The organism is Pararhizobium sp. PWRC1-1, assembly GCF_049897905.1.
Classification (GTDB): domain Bacteria; phylum Pseudomonadota; class Alphaproteobacteria; order Rhizobiales; family Rhizobiaceae; genus Pararhizobium.
On record NZ_JAFCXE010000004.1, the window covers coordinates 323,649 to 341,663 of the forward strand.

Sequence of the window (18,015 nt, forward strand, 5' to 3'; positions counted from 1 at the left end):
TGCTCTGCGCTGACGGTGAGGGCACGATGTTAAAATTACTGACTAAGCGTGATCAGCATGATCGAGCGTACAACGAGATGCTGCGCGGGAGAGCGAGGGTTTTCCGCGACCGGATGAACTGGAATGTTGACGTCATCGACGGCAAGGAATTCGATCTGTACGATCGAAGCGGGGATCCCCTCTATCTGATATCACTCGACAACACTGGAAACGTCCTTGGATCTTTGAGGGTGTTGCCGACCACGGGACCGACAATGCTCAAGAGGGAGTTTGCGTTGATGTTTCGGGAACCGGTAAACATTGAGAGCCCCACAGTGTGGGAATGCACGCGGTTTTGTGTTCATGCCGGCGCCGGTGACAGGATGCCGAAATCAAGGAACATCGCCCTACAACTTCTGTGCGGTTTGTGTGACTTAGCGCACGAGTTTAACATTCAAGGCATCGTTGGCGTCTATGAGCTTCCGATGCAGCGTGTCTATAAGCGGCTCGGCTGGTCGCCCCGAGTGCTTTCCACTTCTTGGCCGCGATTTGGAAACATCTGCTGTGGCATGTGGGACGTCAATCCAACCATCCGCGATCACTTGTGCAATCGGGTGAGGATGTGCGGCCTCGAAACTCTCGCGTTTCAGTGTTCTCTGCACAACGACAAATCCGTTCGAACAAATGCAAGGGTTGGTCGTGCTGGATGACGTCATCACAAACTTTTGTACACCTCTCACCACTCCACTCATGGTAGATCTCATGGAGACGTGTGGAGCACGGGGAGATTGTGGAATGGCCAAGCGTTCTTTACTGAAACACGCTCTCAGTATCCTCGATGCGGCATCAAGCGTGGACGATTTGCAGGGTACTGTTTCACATATACGGGATTGCTATGGCCTAGCGCATCTTGTCTTTCACGTTGTCAGCTTGGGGGCTGGCAATGCCAGGCACCCAATGATGCTGTTGACATACTCTCGGGAGTGGGTGGATTTCTATACCAGGGAAAACTTCTTTGATCTTGATCCCGTTGTGAATTTGAGCCGGACTGGGTTCTTGCCTGTTGACTGGTCACTTCTCGATCACGCCAGTCGCGAGACCATCCGTTTCTTCCGACAAGCCCATTCGTTCGGAGTGGGTCGATTTGGCCTGACGATTCCCGTCCGTGGTCCGCAAGGGGAGCGCTCCTTGTTTTCAGCGACGTCCAACCTGCGTGAAAGCGAGTGGCGTCACCTGCGCGCGGATTGCATGGTCGATCTGCAAATCCTGTCGCACTACTTGCACGAGAAAGCTCTCACGACCTCGGGGCTGCGTAATAATGGAGCCGGGAAGAGATTGTCGAGACGCGAGCTCCAGTGCATCAATATGATCGCGAATGGACGACTGGCAAAACAGATCGCCGCGGAACTCCAACTTTCCGAAAGTGCGGTTCGCCTCTATTTGCGGACCGCTAAACGCAAGCTCGGGGTATCAACGACATCCCAAGCTATCGGACGAGCGGTAGCCGGTGAACTCATTCAGGTTTGATTGAAACGTCCATACCAGCGCCGCGTTGGACGGCTCGTTTCCGTGGAAACGCTGATATTGTCGAAGATTGGAGGTCAGGTCGAAATATGCCGAGCACAGAACCTATTGAAGAACAGGCGATGGATAAATACTCCTCCACTGCCTTCTGGCATCTGGCTGAGTCTCACGCAAAGGCCATTTCGACTGTCAGGACCCTACGGCAGATGGCTGACCGCGGCGACCAAAGGGTCGGCGCGGAACTCGATGACGCGCAGACCGAAGAAGGCATTGTGCGCTCGGCAATCATACACTGGAGACCAGGCTCGGCAATCGAAGCGCAGACCAAGTTCCTCTACATGGCGCATTTCATCGCCAGTGCGCAGATCTCATTGGATCGACAAGAGATGGCTACCATGATGAATTCCATTGTGCACCTTCGATAAAACCGGATTCGTGTTCAGGACACGGAGCGAATGGCTTACTCAACTGGATTTTTAGTATCGCCGGTGCTGTCCTGGAGACCAGCGACCGCCTGAAGTAACGCGGCAATCGATGACATCGTCTGGGCGGGCATCTCGTCTAACATTTTCATCATGCGGAACCTGGCTTCCGATTCCTCTTGCGTCTTGCCCCATATGTGTGGAGCGGCAGCAAAGAGCATTCCCAGTGGTGAAACCCCAAGGATCTCACTCAGGTGAATCAACCTACTCACCTGCATTTTGGAGGAACTCCGTTCATAGCGGCCATAGACTTGCTCGCTCAGCCCCACAAGCGTCGCAAGGTCCGCTCTGCTCAGGCCTTTTTCCTGGCGGCTTTTGCGCAGCTCTTCTCCCAGTTTGGCGTCGAGCTCCTCAAAAGTCGACATCCCGTTCGGTCCTTGGCGCCGAAAGACGGGCTTTTCATTCTCTGGGTCAGTGGTTTTCACCAGCCCGAGTTCTTCAATATGGCTATCTAAATTCTTACTCATATTCCATTTGATCCAGACATCGCGCAAGAAGCATACATCATGTTTTACGCCGAAAGCTACGCACTTCGTCGCATATCATGATTGTTCCTGTGGCGCGCGCTTCTCGCCGCATGCCGATGATTTCTCCAAAACTGATCAATGGTCCAAGTTAAACCAGAAGCGGCTCGATTGGCCGCTCGCCTCATGTTTTATGTCGAAGTAGTAGGGATCGGAGCGCAGCGGCCGCGCCGTGTACTCGATATAAGAGCAGGTATTCGTTCGCGAAAAAACGCGCGTTACGCCATCTGCCGTGATCTCGGTTCCACCGCCGTTGGACGACCCGACGAAGCGCTTTCGCCCGTTGCACTGGTTTACGGCTCGCATGCACCGCGACTGGCCGCGTTCAGCACGTGGTCGTTGATCATCGTCTCCGGCTGTTGGCGTCCATCCCGCCGGGCACTCCGCGTATTTCTCGTAACCCGGCGCGCCAGCACCTCCCTCGGGGCATGTTGGCCAAGAAAACCCGGGCTTCTTCATCGCCGAGATAAGCCTTTCCATTGGCGGGTGGCAGCTTTTTACGCCACGCCATGACGGGTTGGAGGAGGCCGCACACAGCAGGACCTCGCAACCCCATTCGCTGGCATCTGCAGTCGCTGCAGTAAAGCCAGTAGACGCGAGGGCAATGAGCGTTGCAAGACGGTATTTCATGGGGAGCCTCCGTTGTAGAAACTATCGAGTCCGGTCGTTCGGTTGGCGTCGGGCATCCACGAAGGGTGGCGATATCTCGGTGTTGCGATCCCGGAGAAGGTTTATGTCGGCCTGCGGTTTGCGCCCCAACGTCTTGTCGATGGCTTTCTGGCGCCACTCCTGCATATCGAGCACATAGGTGCTCCACATCCCGTATCGCGCTGTCATCGCGGAATGTTGCGCCCGAATGTAACGCTCACCGCGCCGACCAGTCGTGCTTACTTTTGCCCATCCAACCCGGAGCATTTCGAGCGCCAAATCCCGGCCGCCGGCTTTGCACACGCCGTTACCTTCAAGCGGGTCGCCATTTGCAAGCACGTCACACCTGACGGGGCGGTTTCCAATCGCCCTTTTCAGCCACGCCTTTGCCAATGCACCGCATGGAACCGGGGCAAGCGAGGCAGCCGTTGCCGAAGTGCCGCGGGGATCAAATGACCATTGCACCAGTTCGCAACTGTCTATGCCAGCCAATCGAACAATAATCCGGTCAACAGGGAACCAGAGCGTGCGTCCATCGACAACAGCGACCCGACCGGTCACCACCATCGGCAGGGAGGACTGAGAAGAAACAGGCGAACCGCCAGCCAGGAAGTCGGCAGCGCCGGAGCTGTCATGGAGCGTCATAGAAATCGCCACGGCAAGGACAGTACCGCGGGTCATGGCGACACACCCCGGTTCCTGGCCACACGGCTCAACAAGATGGCGGGATGCTGTACGTCGTCGAACTGCCATAGGCCGCGTCGTGCCGCCCGGGCATTCTGCTCCGCTACGGCGTAAGCGACAGAGATCGGTCTCCCCTCTCTATCGAGGCTCGCAAAGCCATAGCCTTGCGCGATCATCACCATGGCAAGATCGAGCCTCTGGCCGCCAACCGAGGCGTAGCAGACCGCGAAGGTCATATCTGTGTGTCCGGCAACCAGAGCGCAAACCGGGCTGGTATCCTTCACAAGCACGGCGATTGAAGCGTCTCCGCAATCCCGCCTGTTTCCCCGCATGTCGGTGTAGGACGTACCGCGAACGCAAGACTGCAGGCCGTAGAGACGGTATCGCTTGCCGGCAGAGACCCAGGTGTCGCCCGCCTCAAGCACCGTCCCGGTGGCGAAGTCGAAGTAGCCGGCTGGCGCTGCGGCGACGGCGTGAGCGGTCGAGAATGCCAGGGTCAAGGCGCCAAGCAATCGCATCGTCATTGTTTTTGAACTCTCGGATCGGCCCACATACCGAAGCCACTCCTACCGATCTTTTCAGCCTTGGCGAGATCCGGGCGCATCGGCGTGCCATCGGCCTTCTTCGACAGGCGAAGTGCACCCAGCGAGACGAGCTGCTCTTCAAGATTGGCGACGGAATCCAAAGACCCTGGATAATAGTAGTATCCAAAGCATGTGGCGTCCTGCAGTGGCGCATCGCGCTCGGTCAGAAACGCCCGGCAAAAAAGCACCTTGGCTGTCTTGACCATGATCTCCAGCTGCTCCCGCGCGTAGTCGGCACAAGTCCCGGCGAACCCCTCTCTCTGGTTGACCATGTCGCCGGTACAGGGCTCCAGCCCATAGAGGTGCAAACCGGTCTTTGTGTCGATGGCAATATCAACCGGCGTTTTGACACCAAAGCCCTGTGCCGAGGCAAAGCCCATTCTGTCGACGACCTTCCCGTTCGGATCATAGTACTCAACGATCAGAACAGTTTTACCCGGGGCCGCCATCGACTTCACATAGGCCGGGTCGATCGCCCCTGCTGCCAAGCAGGGCGCCGCGACGACGGAAACCAAAACCGCGAGCATTGGCACTGTCAGTTGGACTGTTACTCGTCTTGTTAACATGAATGCAACCTCAGAAAGAAATTTTTTGCTTTTCGACTCGGAAATTTCGATGTAGATATGAACACGAAACGTTCATAAATCAAATGAAAAAGCGCTTCCCGTCTGAATGAATATCGAGTTTTCCATTCCACGCCTGAATCAGAAGCGCACGTTAGAGAGGGCCATTTCGTGTTGAAATTATTGTCAGCCTCATTCGTAGCTACTCTCTTTGCCGCCTGGGCGTTTCCATCTTATTCATTTGATACCAAACGGTTTTCTACCGAGAACCTGGGATCACTGGAAACCGTCGCTTTCGGATTTTATCCAGAGGACCAGCTTCAGAAAGACCAGTTCGAGGTCGCGCCGTCGGGGCGGATTGATAAGATTCCGAACGGAGCAACAATGAACATAATCAGTGCGGAATTAGCGAAAGCTTCGAAGTTGAAAGCTATCCATTCAGATAGCAGATCCGACGCAAACCCCGATCTCAATATGAACACACAATATTCAGATCTATCAGCAGCTCCGCAACCGAATGACGAATGCGGGTCATCTGCGATGACCGCCACAGAGATCGAGGTCCTCGTCGGGAAAACTGCGCAGACTTACGGCGTCGATCCGGGGCTGGCAAAGGCGATTGTTTGGGCGGAAAGCCGGTTCGACCAAACCCGTAACAGCGACCAGGGCGCGCTTGGAGGGATGCAAATCATTCCCCGCGCCGCACTTGGACTTGGCGTCCACGATATCTGCGATCCGGCATCCAATATCGACCGCGGCGTCCGTCACCTCAAGCTGATGCTCGACGAGTTCCAGAACCCGATCCTTGCCGTCGCAGCGTACAACGCTGGCGCGCGGGCCGTCTACGACCATGGTGGTGTCCCGCCGTTCCCAGAGGCCGTTCGCTATGTGGCGGCGGTCATCAATCATCACATGGGCTTGCAGATGCCTCGGACGTCTTCGGCGCTCGGGGTCGCCGCGCCCAGCGCATCCGCCCTTTCCGACGAAGTGACCAGTGACGTGATCGGGGCGCGGGGCAGCCGGTTCGTCAAGGGCGTCATGCAGTTTTGAACGCAAAGGAGACGTAGAATGAAAGCCAGCCATTCTCCCGAACACACGAAGGCATTGAAGGTCGCCGCGATCCTGTCTGTGCTCATAGCGTCGCAATTCGTCATGGCCGACGTCGCCATGGCACAGGCAACCAATCAGGCATTTGCGCCCCTTCTCACCGTTGTGCAGGCCGTTGTCGACTTCATCACCGGTCCATTTGGTCGTTTGATCGCAATCATTGCCGTCATCGGCTTGGGCTTCCTGGCTTTCGCCGGTCGGTTGAGCTGGTTTACCGCCGGTGCAGTCGTTCTCGGTATCGGACTTGTCTTCGGGGCGCCGGCCATTGTCGACGAGCTGATGTCAACGGTCGGGAGCTGACAGATGGCAGAGTTCGAAGATGACAGACCGGTTCTGACCCCCTTGATCATCGGCTTGACCCGGTCACCGACACTGTGGGGCGTTCCGTATATGGCAGTGGTGATGGTCATCGGCCTGACAATCATAGCCTGGCTCGCGACCAACACCGTATGGGCGTTGCTGACTGCCCCTGTCGCCTACCTGAGCCTGTTCACGCTGTGCACGTGGGACAGCCGGATCCTCGACGTGTTGCAGGTCGCAACACGCCTAACACCCAGGACGCCCAACAAATCCTTTTGGGGTACCAACTCTTACGGACCGTGACCCTCATGCTGAAGCTCATCCGAGAAGAACTTGGGTTTGGAGACAGACTCAGCCGCGAAAAGACAATGGCCAAGCATATCCCCTATCTGCGGCATGTCGCCGACTCCGTCGTCAAGCTTGAGAGTGGCGCACTGCTCTCGGTTATTCGCCTCGACGGGCTGTTTTTTCAGACGGAGGATCAGGCCGAGCTCAACATGCGGTCCGTCGTGCAAAACACGATGATCAGGGCGCTCGGATCCAGCCGCTTTGCTCTTTGGTCGACCGTGATCCGGCGTCAGGTCAACAGCGACCTGGACGGCCGGTTCGACGAACCGTTCTGCGATATGCTCAATCGTCGTTACATGGCGCAGTTGAGCGAAAAGCGCATGTTCACCAACGAACTCTACCTGAGTGTCATACGGTCTGGAATGCGCGGTACGCTTGCTCTCGGAGATAAGGTTAGGCGCCTTTTCGACCAGGCGGGCTCGCGCGATGCGGCCGACGACCAGCTGCGGGAGCCGGTAAGCGAACTTGAGGAACTTGTCGGCAACATCTGCAAGGATCTTCAGAAATACGGGGCCCGGCCGCTCGGCATTGTTCATCGCGGGCAAGAACCGTATTCCGAGCCGTGCGAGTTCTTCCAGGCGATCCTGAGCTGCGGCACTCCCCGTCGGATGCGCCTGCCCCGCATGAGCATTTCGAACTACGTCGGAAGCGCGCGGCTGCATTTTTCCAGACGCACGATGCAGGCCCAGGGACCGACGAAAGACGACGACCGCTACGGGGCGATGGTGTCGATCAAGGAATATCCTCCCTTCACGGGTCCCGGCATGCTGGATGGTGTGCTGCAGGTCAACCATGAATTCATCCTGACGCAGTCCTTCACCATCGCCGACAAGCCGATCGCACAGGAGCGCATTTCGCGACTGAAGCGGCAGATCGCGGCCTCAGATGAGGCCGGTAGCGATGTTGAAAACGATATTGACTTTGCACTGAACAGCCTGATGAACCAGGAGGCGGTCTTTGGCCTCCATCACATGACCCTGTTATGCCTGTCTCGCGATCTGGATGGCATCAACAAGTCTGTCTCCGACCTCGGCGCCTGCCTCACGGATATGAACGTCAACTGGTTGCGAGAGGACCTCAATCTGGAGGCAGGGTTCTGGGCGCAGCTTCCCGGCAATCACAGTTACATCGCCCGAAAGGCGCTTCTCTCCAGCGCCAATTATGCCGGTCTGTCATCGATGCACAATTTTGCCACCGGCCAGAAAGAGAGCACCCACTGGAGCACACCCATCACCATCCTGGAGACGACCAGCCAGACACCCTACTGGTTCAATTTTCACCGCAGGGACATTGGCCATTTCCTGGTGACCGGACCAACGGGCTCAGGCAAGACCGTCGTCTTGACCTTCCTGTTGGCCCAAGCTTTTCGCGTCCAACCGGCGCCTAAAGCCGTTTTCTTCGACAAGGATAGAGGCGGCGAGATCTTCGTGCGGGCGATGAACGGAGCCTACGAGGTGCTGACCCCCGGCACGTCGACAGGATTCAATCCGCTCCAGCTGGAAGACACGGGACCCAACCGCGAATTTCTCCTTCGTTTGCTCAAGTCGATGCTCGCTCGCAGCGATGGCCATGACTTCGACCAGGAAGAGGAAGACCTTCTCGAAAGAGCCCTGCTGCGGCTGATGCAGGAGCCGGCAGCCCAGAGAAACCTTGCAAACCTCTCCGGTCTTTTGATCGGTCGCGCCCGCGCCGGCCCGAATGACCTGAGCGCCCGACTAAGGCCATGGATCGACGGCGAGAAGGCATGGCTTTTCAATGCGCCGCACGACGTTCTTACCTTTTCCAAGCAACGGATATTCGGCTTCGACATGACGAGCATCCTCGACAAAGAGGAGCTCAGGACGCCGGCGCTGATGTATATTTTCCATCGCCTAGACGAGCTGCTGGACGGCCGGCCGGTGATGATCTTCATGGACGAAGGCTGGCGCCTTTTGCGGGATGCGACGTTCAGCGACTATATCGTCGACAAGATGAAGACGATCCGCAAGCTGAACGGCATCGTCGGGTTCGGCACCCAGTCGGCGCCGGATATTGCGCGGGCGCCAGCATCGCACACATTGATCGAGCAATCGTCCACCAACATCCACTTTCCCAATCCCCGCGCGGACGAAGAGAGTTACATCAGGCGCTTTGGTTTGACGGTGAAGGAATTCAACTTCATCCGGACGACGCCCCCTGAAAAGCGGACTTTCCTGATCAAACACGGCAGTGACAGCGTCATTGCCAGGCTTGACCTCAATGCCATGCCCGATGTGGTCAAGGTCCTGTCTGGACGCAAGGAAACCATCGAGGAATGCGCGCGCCTGAGAGATGCGCTCGGTGATGACCCTCTCACATGGCTACCCCGCTTTTGCGGATGGGAGGCGTGGCCATGAAGCCTTTCGCACTCCCTTTGTTGGTTGGCGCGGTGATCGAAATCCCCGGGATCGCCTGGGCGGATGTTCCCGTAACCGACAAGACGGTTTTGCAAGAAGACGCCGCGCGCGGGGGGACGACGCGCAAAATCGAAACGATCGACAAGGATCGTCATACGATCAACACGTCGGTTACATGCTCGATGTACCGGCCATCCCGCCGCAACGATCCGGTTGGCGCTGCCGAGCAAAACGCTGAAATCTCCGGCCTCGTACGCCGTGTCGCCCGTGAACAGGGCGTTGATGAAAACGAGTTTTTGGCGCTGGTCTACCAGGAGAGCCGGTTCAACCCTTGCGCCAAATCACCCGTCGGTGCCACAGGCCTGGCGCAGCTGATGCCGGGGACCGCGGCCGAGCTGGGCGTGAACGAGCACAATATCGAAGAGAACCTGCGGGGTGGTGCCCGGTACTACCGGCAGCAATTGCAGCATTACAATGGGAACGTGGCCCTGGCGCTGGCCGCCTACAATTCCGGCGCCGGCAACGTCAGCAAATATGGCGGTATTCCTCCATTCAAGGAAACCCAAGGGTATGTGCGCAGCATCACGCAGGACTGGTTGCCGGCCTTTGGCGGGTCAGACAAGTCAGGAATACCGCTGAACTTCGGCGGTGGCGAGACAGCCTATACCAGCATGCGGGGTTCCACGCTGCGCTCCATGGGCACGACCATGGCGACCTCAGAAAGTCTGTCAAATGTGGGAAGCTGGTATCAGCAGCTGGCCGGGCTGCACACCGGTACCATTCAGGATAGCTGGGACCACAATTCCACAGTGCGCAACGCCAATCTCGAAATGATCAACAATGTCATCAAGTTTGGCACTGCCATGGCCGACCTTATCAATTCGCGCAACGCCGTTACGACCTCCAACATATCCAGTTCGTCGCGGTCATCATCGAACGACAACGGCAAGGATCCGCCTCGCGACACTACGGGTCTGTGCGACCCGGGGCAAAACCTAACCTGGGATCCCGCGCAACGGGCCTGCGTCGAAAAACGGGAAGACAGCGCAAAGGTCCAACTGATGCTGCAACCGCAATAGGAGCCAATCATGAAGCTTATAACAATGACTGCTGCACTCGCCTTTTTGCCACTTGGCGTCGCCCATGCCGATGTGCCGGTGATCGACAAGAAGAACTATGAGATCGCCAAAGAGACGGCGGAGACAACCGCCAAGATCCTCGACACCAATTCGAACATATTAAAGACCGTTGAGGATACTCTGAAGGCCGTCACCGGCGATCGGGGCAGTACGTCTCAACCGCTGCAGAACCTTGCGATCGGCCAGGGCTTTAGCGTTGCGTCGATGCCGTCTCTGGACAGCCTTATCAAGGGCGGCGTTCCGGACTTCGGGAATATGGGTGGGGACGTCTCGAAAGTCGCGACCACCTTCATCAATGGCCTTCAGTTGGTAAAATCTCTGTCGGGCAAGGAAAACAGCACCTTTTCTGGCGACAAATCCTACGAGCAACTCGTCAGCACCGTTCTTGGCGTTTCCGCCCTGATCAACGGATCGCAAAAGGCGATGGTAACGCGGCGAAGTGCCTTCGAGGCCGCAGGCCAAAAGATCGGCACGGCCGAGGATATCAAAGGTTCTATCGTTCAAAATACGCAGTTGCAGGTCCAATCTGGCCTGACGCTCAACGAAATGATCGGCGTGATGAACGGCGCGGTGTCAGCTCTGCAAGCCGATAACCAACGGCGGTTGACCGACATTTCCAACAGCAAGAAAGCGCTTGCCTATGGCGATTAGAGGCATTGCGAGGTTTCTCCCCTTGGGCTTCTTGGTTGCAGTGGCTCTCCTGACAGGCTGTGGAACCGTCAAGGAAAAGACCGCCCCGTGCAAACGACCGGCGGAACTCACGCCCTATGCGCACGACCCGCGGCAAAGCTGCGGGCCGATGGAAGGGGTGAATGACGCGGCGGTCGCTTTTGCTGCGATCGGATTGGAATAAGGGCCTGCCATGGAAGACTTTCTGGGAGATCTGCTTCAGCGCATCGAGGATTCGGGAACGTCGTTCTCCGAGCAGGCCTACACCGTTGTCGGCCAGGAGATCATGCCGCTCCTGCAGATCATGCTTGTTGCTTACGTCGCCTATTACGGCCTGCAGCTTTTCCTTGGGACTGCGCGCATCGGCGTGTCGGACATTGTCGGCCGCATCGTTCGCATGATGATCATTCTCGCCCTGGTCAATTCATGGGCAAACTTCAACACCCTGCTTTATCAGTGGATCAACGACACGCCAGAGGATGTCGGACGCGCAATCCTTGCCGCCTCCGGGACGGGAATTACTGAGCCCACCAACGGGCTTTCGCAGATCTGGCGAACCGCCAATCAGGCCGGGTCGGCGTTCGCCGAACAATCAGGCTACTTTTCGATCCTGCCCAGCATGATCGGCGTGTTGGTCATGGTCGGCGCGGGGATCTTCATTGCCGTTGCGTTGGCGATCCTGATCCTGGCCAAGGTCATGTTGTGGGTCCTGATCGGCACGGCACCTATTTTCATCGCCTGCATGCTGTTCGAGAAGACCCGTGGCTATGGCGTCGGCTGGTTCAACCAGGTCCTCACCTATGCGCTGATCCCCCTGTTCATTTATGTCGTCGCGTCGTTTCTGATTGCTGCGATGAATCCGGAACTGACCAAGATCGACGCAGCCAGTGGCTCCAGAACGCTCACCCTGGCTGATACCGCCGGGTTCCTGCTTTTGTGCGCGGCCGGTGCCTTTGTCATGCTGTATGTGCAGTCGATCGGCCAGGGCATCGCCGGCGGTATTTCATCCGGGGTTGGATCGTTCGGCACCGGGATAGCCAAAAAGCTGGGTGTAACCACCCCTTTGGCGGCCGCGCGCGCAGCTGGGTCTGCGGGCCGCGGCGGTTACCGCGGCGGCCGTGGACTTCGCGATCGGCACCGGTCTGGCCCGGACAATGATCAATCCGGGACCAAGGCTGCGATGCAAACGAAGATCACTCAGAACAGTACGCCTGCTTAAGCGGGTTTACATAGTTAAAGGGCACGAGGGGCAATGGCAGAGACGAATGATGAGCGCTTGCGAACGTATTACCAGAGCGGCGACATCTGGGAACAGGAAGTCGTCAGGAAAGCCAACCGATCACGAGCGCTTGCATGGTTTGTCACCACCATCTTCGGTGCAATCACGCTTGTTAGCCTGGCGACGCTTGCCATGCTGGTGCCGTTGAAGAGCTTTGAACCCTATATCGTCGAGGTCGACAGGAATACGGGTTATATCGAGGTCAAGACCGGCCTGACACGACCGGCAAGCCTGACCGAGCAGCAGGCCATCACACAGGCCAATATCGTCCGATACATCCGCTCACGCGAAGGCTACGACCCATTTGCGATCGAGCAGAATTTCGCAGTTGCGGCACTTCTTTCGACAGGCAATGCCGCGCGTCAGCTACAGGATCTCTATAGCGCCGCCAATCTGCAGAACCCTGCAAAAGTGTACGGGCGCAACACGCGCGTGACGACGGAGATCGCCTCAGTCACCTTCCCCAACGCCAGCACCGGGATCGTCCGCTTCACGACCGTCGAGCAATCCGAAACAGAGACCATTCCGCGCCACTGGATCGCTGTCGTGCGCTATCGCTATACCGACACGCCCGCAACCAATGAATGGCGTTTTGAAAACCCGCTCGGATTCCAGGTTTACGATTATCGCCGCGACCAGGAGACTGTAACCGAGGGAAGCCGCTGATGATCCCGCGCATCCGTCTCATTGCCACTCTGACGGCACTCGGTTCATTCTCACCCGCCTTTGCTGCGCAGACGCCAACGTCTGGCCGGCTCGACCCTCGCGTCACAAGCGTCGTGTACCAGCCAAACAACGTCGTGCGCGTCTTCGCCACCTACGGTATTTCGACGATGATCATTTTCGACGAGGACGAAACGTTCGAGACGGTTGCCCTCGGCGATACCGAGAGCTGGGATGTGGTGCCAACGGACAGGGGCAATATTCTCTTCGTCAAACCGAAAGCCAGACAGGTGACCACCAACATGAATGTGGTGACCACGAAACGGATCTATTATCTCGAGCTCAACGACTACGCGCCGGAAGACGGCAAAAAGGTTTTTGGCATCCGGTTCGTCTATCCTGAAAAGGATCTGAACGCCTCCCTGCGCAAGGAGGCCGAAGCACGGGCCGCCAATCCGAACATGGCCAATATCGATAAGGCCAACGTCAATATCGATTATTCGTTTTCCGGAGATGGCAAGCTGAAGCCATCGATGGTGTTCGACGACGGCAAGAAAACGTTTTTCAAATTCGGCGCGACCGTGCCGGCGATCTTTGCAGTCAATGCCGACTTCTCGGAGACCCTTCGGAACTTCCGGCGTGAGGGCGAATACATCGTCGTCGATGGGACCGCGACCCAGTACACGCTGCGCGACGGCAACCAGTGGACCTGCATTTTCAATCTGAGAAAACCCGATTTTGGGGCTCCCGACCCCGATATCATGGCACCAAGCCTGGACAAGACGGCAAAAACGCGCCGAAGGAGTGGAAACTGATGCAGCGGTCTCCAGAACTCGAGGCGATGCTAGCAGGCGACGAGGCCGCCGTCAGAGACACACGCGCCCGACGAAAACAACTTGTGGGCGGCGCTGCCCTGCTTTTCGGCGGAGCGGCGGTGGCCTATGTCGTCGTGTTTGCGCCTGAGCAGCACAGGCCAGAGAGTATCAGAGGCGACGAAGAGTTCACAACGACGACCTTCCGACCGCCGTCGTTCCTGCGCGATGGAGACAAGCAACCGGAAAAAGACCCTGATCCAATCATCCAACTACCCGATCCGCCGGCCGAGGAGAAAAGGGAGGAAGCGTCCGACACGACGAAGTTCGAGGTTCCCCCTCCCCCCGGGGTCGTCGCGACGAATGACGAAACACCTCTGCAGCCCGAACTGGTCGAGGAGTTTCCAAAACGGTTCCTGTCAAAGCAGGTGGTGATTGACGCGACCAAGGGCGACAATGGCCCCGACAGCCTGGGTGCAGGTAGCACCGAAGGGGGACCAACAGTCGCGGGGGAAGATCGGAACAGCAAGTTTCTGGCGTCTGCCGCCGCAATTGGAGACCGATCAGCCAAAGCCCGGCAGATCGAGCGTACCGACGCTATGATCCCCGAGGGAACTTTGATTGCCGGCATACTCGAGACAGCAATCAATAGCGACCTGCCGGGTCAGATCCGCGCTATCACCTCACAGGATGTCTATTCCTTCGATGGTCGCCGCATTCTGATCCCGACCGGGACACGGCTGATCGGCGAGTACCAGTCCGAAGTGACCCGGGGCCAGAAACGCATATTTGTTATTTGGACCCGGTTGCTACGCGATGATGGTGTGACTGTCCGCCTCAACAGCATCGGGACCGACCGCCTTGGGCGATCCGGCCTGACGGGTATTGTCGATAACAAATGGCGAGAACGTTTCGGATCGGCAATCCTGCTATCGATTGTCGGCGCCGGCTCTTCGTATTTGACGGGTTATGGCAGTGGGTCCTATTCGAGCAGCGGGAACGGCGATTCAGACGCTGACCGCGCCGGCGAACTCGCGCGCGAAACGATCGCGCAGACATTTTCCGACATGGCCAATCAGGCACTGGGAGAAAATCTCAAAATTCCGCCGACGATCAGCGTGCACCAGGGTGAGCGCATCTTCGTCTATGTCCGCCAGGACCTCGACTTTTCCGCGATGTATCCGGATCCGGTCGAGGAAGCGCTGAAGGAAATCAAGCATGAACGAGGCATCCGCCAAACTCGAGGCCGCTAATCATAGTCCGTACTACTTCCTGCGGCGGTCGCTCGATCCTCTTTCCATTTTTTTGTCCGATCCAACCGTCGTGGAGATTTCGGTCAATCGACCCGGCCACGTCTATATTGAACGCCTCGGCGCTGATGCCATGGAGCATCATGAAATTCCGGCGCTCACCATGTCCGAAATTGAAAACATCGGCGAACGAGTCGCTGGCGCGACGCATCAGTTCATTAGTCGCGCAAGTCCGATCCTCTCCGCAGCCTTGCCAACGGGTGAGCGCATTCAGATTGTGCTTCCGCCCGCCGCGGCCGACGGTGGCGCCATTTCCATCCGCAAGCAAGTCACCAGTGACTTCACTCTCGAAGAATATAGAGACAAGGGTTCGCTGGAAAAGGTCTCGGTCGCCGTCGGCGGCCTCACCGATGTCGAGCAAGCGCTCATCGAACATCTGCGAAACGAGCGGATTTACGAGTTCATCAAGACCGCAATCCGGCAGCGGGTCTCTATCCTGATCAGCGGCGGGACGTCGACGGGCAAAACGACCTTTCTCAATGCTTGCCTCAAGACGATCGACCCCTTCGAACGCATTCTGACATTGGAGGATACGCGAGAGCTCTTTCCGCCCCAAGAGAACGCTGTCCATCTCCTCGCCTCGCGCGGCGATCAGGGCACGGCGCAGGTGACAATTCAGTCGCTCTTGGAGGCGTCGCTCCGGATGCGCCCCGATCGTTTGTTTGTCGGTGAGATCAGGGGATCCGAGGCTTTTGCGTTTTTGCGGGCAATCAATACTGGTCATCCCGGCAGCATGTCGACGGTGCATGCGGATACACCTCTCGGGGCCTACGAACAGCTCGCCATGATGGTGCAGCAAGGCGGGATGTCGTCCGGTTACTCCAAGCAGGATCTTATGTCCTATATCCAGATGGTAATTCCGGTCGTGATCCAGCTGCGCCGCCAGTGCGGCCGCCGGGGCGTTTCGGAAATATACTACGCCAGGCACGCCGCATGACGAGGACCTATCTTGCCGCCTATCTTCTGTTTTGCGCGTTGATCGCCCTTGCCGTGTGGATCATCGGTTATGCCCTGATCTTGCAGTTCGTCTACAAGGACAGCCGCATTCTCCAGTTGACGGTCACAGAAAACCCGTTTGCGCCGATCCAGCAGTTGTGGCTCTATTCGACCAATCGAGCGCTCCAGATAGCAGCCGCAGGCGCGCTCGTTCCCGCACTTGCCGTTGCCACGGGAGCCGGAATGTTCGGATTGCGGCGCCCGTCCAACCCGCTCGGAGACGCGGCGTTCCAGGACATTGCCTCCATCCGGCGCGGAAAGTGGTTTCGCAAGGACGGCCACATCTTTGGCAAGATGGGACGCAACATTCTGCGGCGGCTGGATGATCGACATCATCTTATCATCGGCCCCACTCGATCGGGAAAAGGGGTGGGATATGTCATCCCGAACGCTTTGATGTTTCCGGGATCGATGATCGTTACCGATCTGAAAGGCGAGATTTACAAGCAGACCGCGGGATATCGTAAGGTCAACGGGCACCAGGTCTTTCTGTTTTCTCCCGGTTCTCCAAAGACCCATCGATGGAACCCAATGGATTTCGTTCGGTCCGATCGCGGCACTCGCACGATCGACATCCAGAACATGGCAAGCATTCTGATACCGGAAACGATAGGCTCGGATAATGCCGTCTGGCAGGGAACGGCCCAACAAGTCATTGCCGGCGTGATCAGCTATGTGCTGGAAAGCAGCCACTACACGAACCGCCGCAACCTGGGTGAGGTGAACAGCATCTTCAATTCAGGTGTTGACCTGCAGGTCTTGATGAAGCTGATCAAGGAGAAGGAACCCGATCTCTCGAAGTTTACCACCGACAGCTTCAATGCCTACATGTCCCTCAATGAACGGGCGGCCCGGTCTGCGTTGCTCGACATCCAGAAGGCGATGCAACCCTTTCGCAACGAGCGGGTCATCGCGGCGACCAATGTGACCGACATCGACCTTGCTTCAATGCGCCGGCGGCCAGTCTCTATCTATCTTGCGCCGAACATCAGCGATGTCACCATTCTGCGTCCGCTCCTCACCTTGTTCGTCCAGCAAAGCATGGACCTGCTCACACGTGATTTTGATCCCGGCGCCCTGCCCGCTTACTTCCTGCTTGACGAGTTTCGGCAGCTCAAGAGGATGGACGAGATCATGAACAAGCTGCCTTACGTGGCCGGCTACAACGTTAAGATGGCTTTCATCATCCAGGATCTCAAAAGCCTGGATGAAATTTACGGAGAAACATCCCGCCATTCCCTCCTTGGCAATTGTGGCCTGCAGCTCATTCTCGGCGCCAACGACCAGGCAACGGCTGAGTATGCCTCCCGCGCCCTTGGCAAGAAGACCATCCGCTACGAGTCGGGGTCTCGCACACTGGAACCAATGGGCCTGCCCCGCCGGACCAAGGTCGAACAGATCCGCGAACGCGACCTGATGATGCCGCAGGAGGTGCGGCAGTTGCCAGAGGATCGGATGATCCTGCTCGTCGAAGGGCAAAGACCCATATTTGGACGGAAGCTTCGTTTTCATGAGCAAGCCCTGTTTAACACGGCGGCGCAGTTCGCAGTGGAAAACCAGCCCGCCGTTCCGGGTGCGGATTTTGTTACATCGTTGCGGGTTCCGGCAGTTGGTGAGGCGTATGGAGGCGTCTCGGCGCCGGCGCGGGCGGAGGAAGATCGATCTACAGACGAGGCTACCGATGCAAAGGAGCCTGGCGTTGTCGCCAAGACGTTGCGGTTGGCGCGTGCCACGACGCGCGTCAACACGCTGAGCTCCGCGGTCACGAATGATCCCGATGAAATATCCGATCCTGCGATCGCAAAAATAGCGGCACGTTTAAAGCCAACCGCAGAACACCTGCGCGAAACGATTGAAGCAAAGTTAGCGCAGGCTGTCTCCGCAAGAAGCAGGATAAGTATCCATGAGATCTTGAAACAGACAGTCCCCGACCCAGCCGAAGTCGCGCTTAAATCAGAGCCGTCGGGAGCTGGTCTAGCTCCGCGCTGAGAATGTAAATATGGGTAATGCGCGTCCTACTGCCTTCCAA

General features: G+C 57.4%; 21 protein-coding genes. 16 read left to right on the forward strand and 5 right to left on the reverse strand.

The features are described from left to right. Positions 1–26 precede the first annotated feature (26 nt). From ACP7E0_RS09465 to ACP7E0_RS09475, 3 genes are all read left to right on the forward strand, one after another. Positions 27–689, forward strand: coding sequence for an acyl-homoserine-lactone synthase (locus tag ACP7E0_RS09465; protein WP_426124474.1), 663 nt, complete (start codon positions 27–29; stop codon positions 687–689). Positions 690–774: 85 nt separating this feature from the next. Continuing rightward, positions 775–1,506 (forward strand): helix-turn-helix transcriptional regulator, encoded by a 732-nt coding sequence (locus tag ACP7E0_RS09470; protein WP_426124475.1) that lies wholly within the window; start codon positions 775–777, stop codon positions 1,504–1,506. An 86-nt stretch (positions 1,507–1,592) separates the two neighbouring features. After that, positions 1,593–1,928, forward strand: a complete 336-nt coding sequence (locus ACP7E0_RS09475; protein ID WP_426124476.1) for a hypothetical protein — start codon at positions 1,593–1,595, stop codon at positions 1,926–1,928. A gap of 35 nt (positions 1,929–1,963) precedes the next feature. Here the strand turns inward: ACP7E0_RS09475 and ACP7E0_RS09480 are convergent, their stop codons facing one another. From ACP7E0_RS09480 to ACP7E0_RS09500, 5 genes are all read right to left on the reverse strand, one after another. Next, positions 1,964–2,479 carry a helix-turn-helix domain-containing protein gene (locus ACP7E0_RS09480; RefSeq protein ID WP_426124477.1) on the reverse strand — a complete coding sequence of 172 codons (516 nt, stop codon included), beginning with the start codon at positions 2,477–2,479 and terminating at the stop codon, positions 1,964–1,966. A gap of 108 nt (positions 2,480–2,587) precedes the next feature. Continuing rightward, positions 2,588–3,139, reverse strand: coding sequence for a hypothetical protein (locus ACP7E0_RS09485; protein WP_426124478.1), 552 nt, complete (start codon positions 3,137–3,139; stop codon positions 2,588–2,590). 21 nt (positions 3,140–3,160) lie between these two features. Beyond that, on the reverse strand, positions 3,161–3,802 hold the full coding sequence (locus tag ACP7E0_RS09490; protein ID WP_426124479.1) for a thermonuclease family protein: 642 nt from the start codon (positions 3,800–3,802) through the stop codon (positions 3,161–3,163). A gap of 32 nt (positions 3,803–3,834) precedes the next feature. Continuing rightward, positions 3,835–4,359 carry a thermonuclease family protein gene (locus ACP7E0_RS09495; RefSeq protein ID WP_426124551.1) on the reverse strand — a complete coding sequence of 175 codons (525 nt, stop codon included), beginning with the start codon at positions 4,357–4,359 and terminating at the stop codon, positions 3,835–3,837. 2 nt (positions 4,360–4,361) lie between these two features. After that, positions 4,362–4,952, reverse strand: a complete 591-nt coding sequence (locus tag ACP7E0_RS09500; protein WP_426124480.1) for a hypothetical protein — start codon at positions 4,950–4,952, stop codon at positions 4,362–4,364. Positions 4,953–5,159: 207 nt separating this feature from the next. Between ACP7E0_RS09500 and ACP7E0_RS09505 the strand changes: the two genes are divergently transcribed. Genes ACP7E0_RS09505 through ACP7E0_RS09565 form a run of 13 tightly spaced genes read left to right on the forward strand, consistent with a single transcriptional unit; the run spans position 5,160 to position 17,975 of the window. After that, on the forward strand, positions 5,160–6,038 hold the full coding sequence (locus ACP7E0_RS09505) for a lytic transglycosylase domain-containing protein (RefSeq protein ID WP_426124482.1): 879 nt from the start codon (positions 5,160–5,162) through the stop codon (positions 6,036–6,038). Positions 6,039–6,056: 18 nt separating this feature from the next. Beyond that, positions 6,057–6,395 carry a TrbC/VirB2 family protein gene (locus tag ACP7E0_RS09510; protein ID WP_426124483.1) on the forward strand — a complete coding sequence of 113 codons (339 nt, stop codon included), beginning with the start codon at positions 6,057–6,059 and terminating at the stop codon, positions 6,393–6,395. 3 nt (positions 6,396–6,398) lie between these two features. Continuing rightward, positions 6,399–6,698, forward strand: coding sequence for a type IV secretion system protein VirB3 (locus ACP7E0_RS09515; RefSeq protein WP_426124484.1), 300 nt, complete (start codon positions 6,399–6,401; stop codon positions 6,696–6,698). A 5-nt stretch (positions 6,699–6,703) separates the two neighbouring features. After that, the gene (locus tag ACP7E0_RS09520; protein ID WP_426124485.1) at positions 6,704–9,118 is read left to right on the forward strand and encodes a VirB4 family type IV secretion/conjugal transfer ATPase; all 2,415 of its coding nucleotides are present in this window, start codon (positions 6,704–6,706) and stop codon (positions 9,116–9,118) included. Next, positions 9,115–10,197 carry a lytic transglycosylase domain-containing protein gene (locus tag ACP7E0_RS09525; RefSeq protein WP_426124486.1) on the forward strand — a complete coding sequence of 361 codons (1,083 nt, stop codon included), beginning with the start codon at positions 9,115–9,117 and terminating at the stop codon, positions 10,195–10,197. Before ACP7E0_RS09520 ends, ACP7E0_RS09525 begins: the two co-directional genes overlap by 4 nt. Before the next feature lie 9 nt (positions 10,198–10,206). Then, positions 10,207–10,908: a type IV secretion system protein gene (locus ACP7E0_RS09530; RefSeq protein WP_426124488.1), complete on the forward strand. Its 702-nt coding sequence runs from the start codon at positions 10,207–10,209 to the stop codon at positions 10,906–10,908. After that, positions 10,898–11,110 (forward strand): hypothetical protein, encoded by a 213-nt coding sequence (locus tag ACP7E0_RS09535; RefSeq protein ID WP_426124552.1) that lies wholly within the window; start codon positions 10,898–10,900, stop codon positions 11,108–11,110. The genes ACP7E0_RS09530 and ACP7E0_RS09535 overlap by 11 nt, the downstream gene beginning before the upstream one ends. Positions 11,111–11,119: 9 nt before the next feature. Then, on the forward strand, positions 11,120–12,145 hold the full coding sequence (locus ACP7E0_RS09540; RefSeq protein WP_426124489.1) for a type IV secretion system protein: 1,026 nt from the start codon (positions 11,120–11,122) through the stop codon (positions 12,143–12,145). A 33-nt stretch (positions 12,146–12,178) separates the two neighbouring features. Then, on the forward strand, positions 12,179–12,871 hold the full coding sequence (locus tag ACP7E0_RS09545) for a virB8 family protein (protein ID WP_426124490.1): 693 nt from the start codon (positions 12,179–12,181) through the stop codon (positions 12,869–12,871). Beyond that, positions 12,871–13,683 carry a P-type conjugative transfer protein VirB9 gene (virB9, locus tag ACP7E0_RS09550; RefSeq protein WP_426124491.1) on the forward strand — a complete coding sequence of 271 codons (813 nt, stop codon included), beginning with the start codon at positions 12,871–12,873 and terminating at the stop codon, positions 13,681–13,683. Before ACP7E0_RS09545 ends, virB9 begins: the two co-directional genes overlap by 1 nt. Continuing rightward, positions 13,683–14,933 carry a type IV secretion system protein VirB10 gene (gene virB10, locus ACP7E0_RS09555; protein WP_426124492.1) on the forward strand — a complete coding sequence of 417 codons (1,251 nt, stop codon included), beginning with the start codon at positions 13,683–13,685 and terminating at the stop codon, positions 14,931–14,933. Before virB9 ends, virB10 begins: the two co-directional genes overlap by 1 nt. Beyond that, the gene (virB11, locus tag ACP7E0_RS09560) at positions 14,899–15,927 is read left to right on the forward strand and encodes a P-type DNA transfer ATPase VirB11 (protein ID WP_426124493.1); all 1,029 of its coding nucleotides are present in this window, start codon (positions 14,899–14,901) and stop codon (positions 15,925–15,927) included. The genes virB10 and virB11 overlap by 35 nt, the downstream gene beginning before the upstream one ends. Then, complete coding sequence (locus tag ACP7E0_RS09565; protein ID WP_426124494.1) at positions 15,924–17,975, forward strand: type IV secretory system conjugative DNA transfer family protein; 2,052 nt, start codon at positions 15,924–15,926, stop codon at positions 17,973–17,975. Before virB11 ends, ACP7E0_RS09565 begins: the two co-directional genes overlap by 4 nt. Positions 17,976–18,015 lie beyond the last annotated feature (40 nt).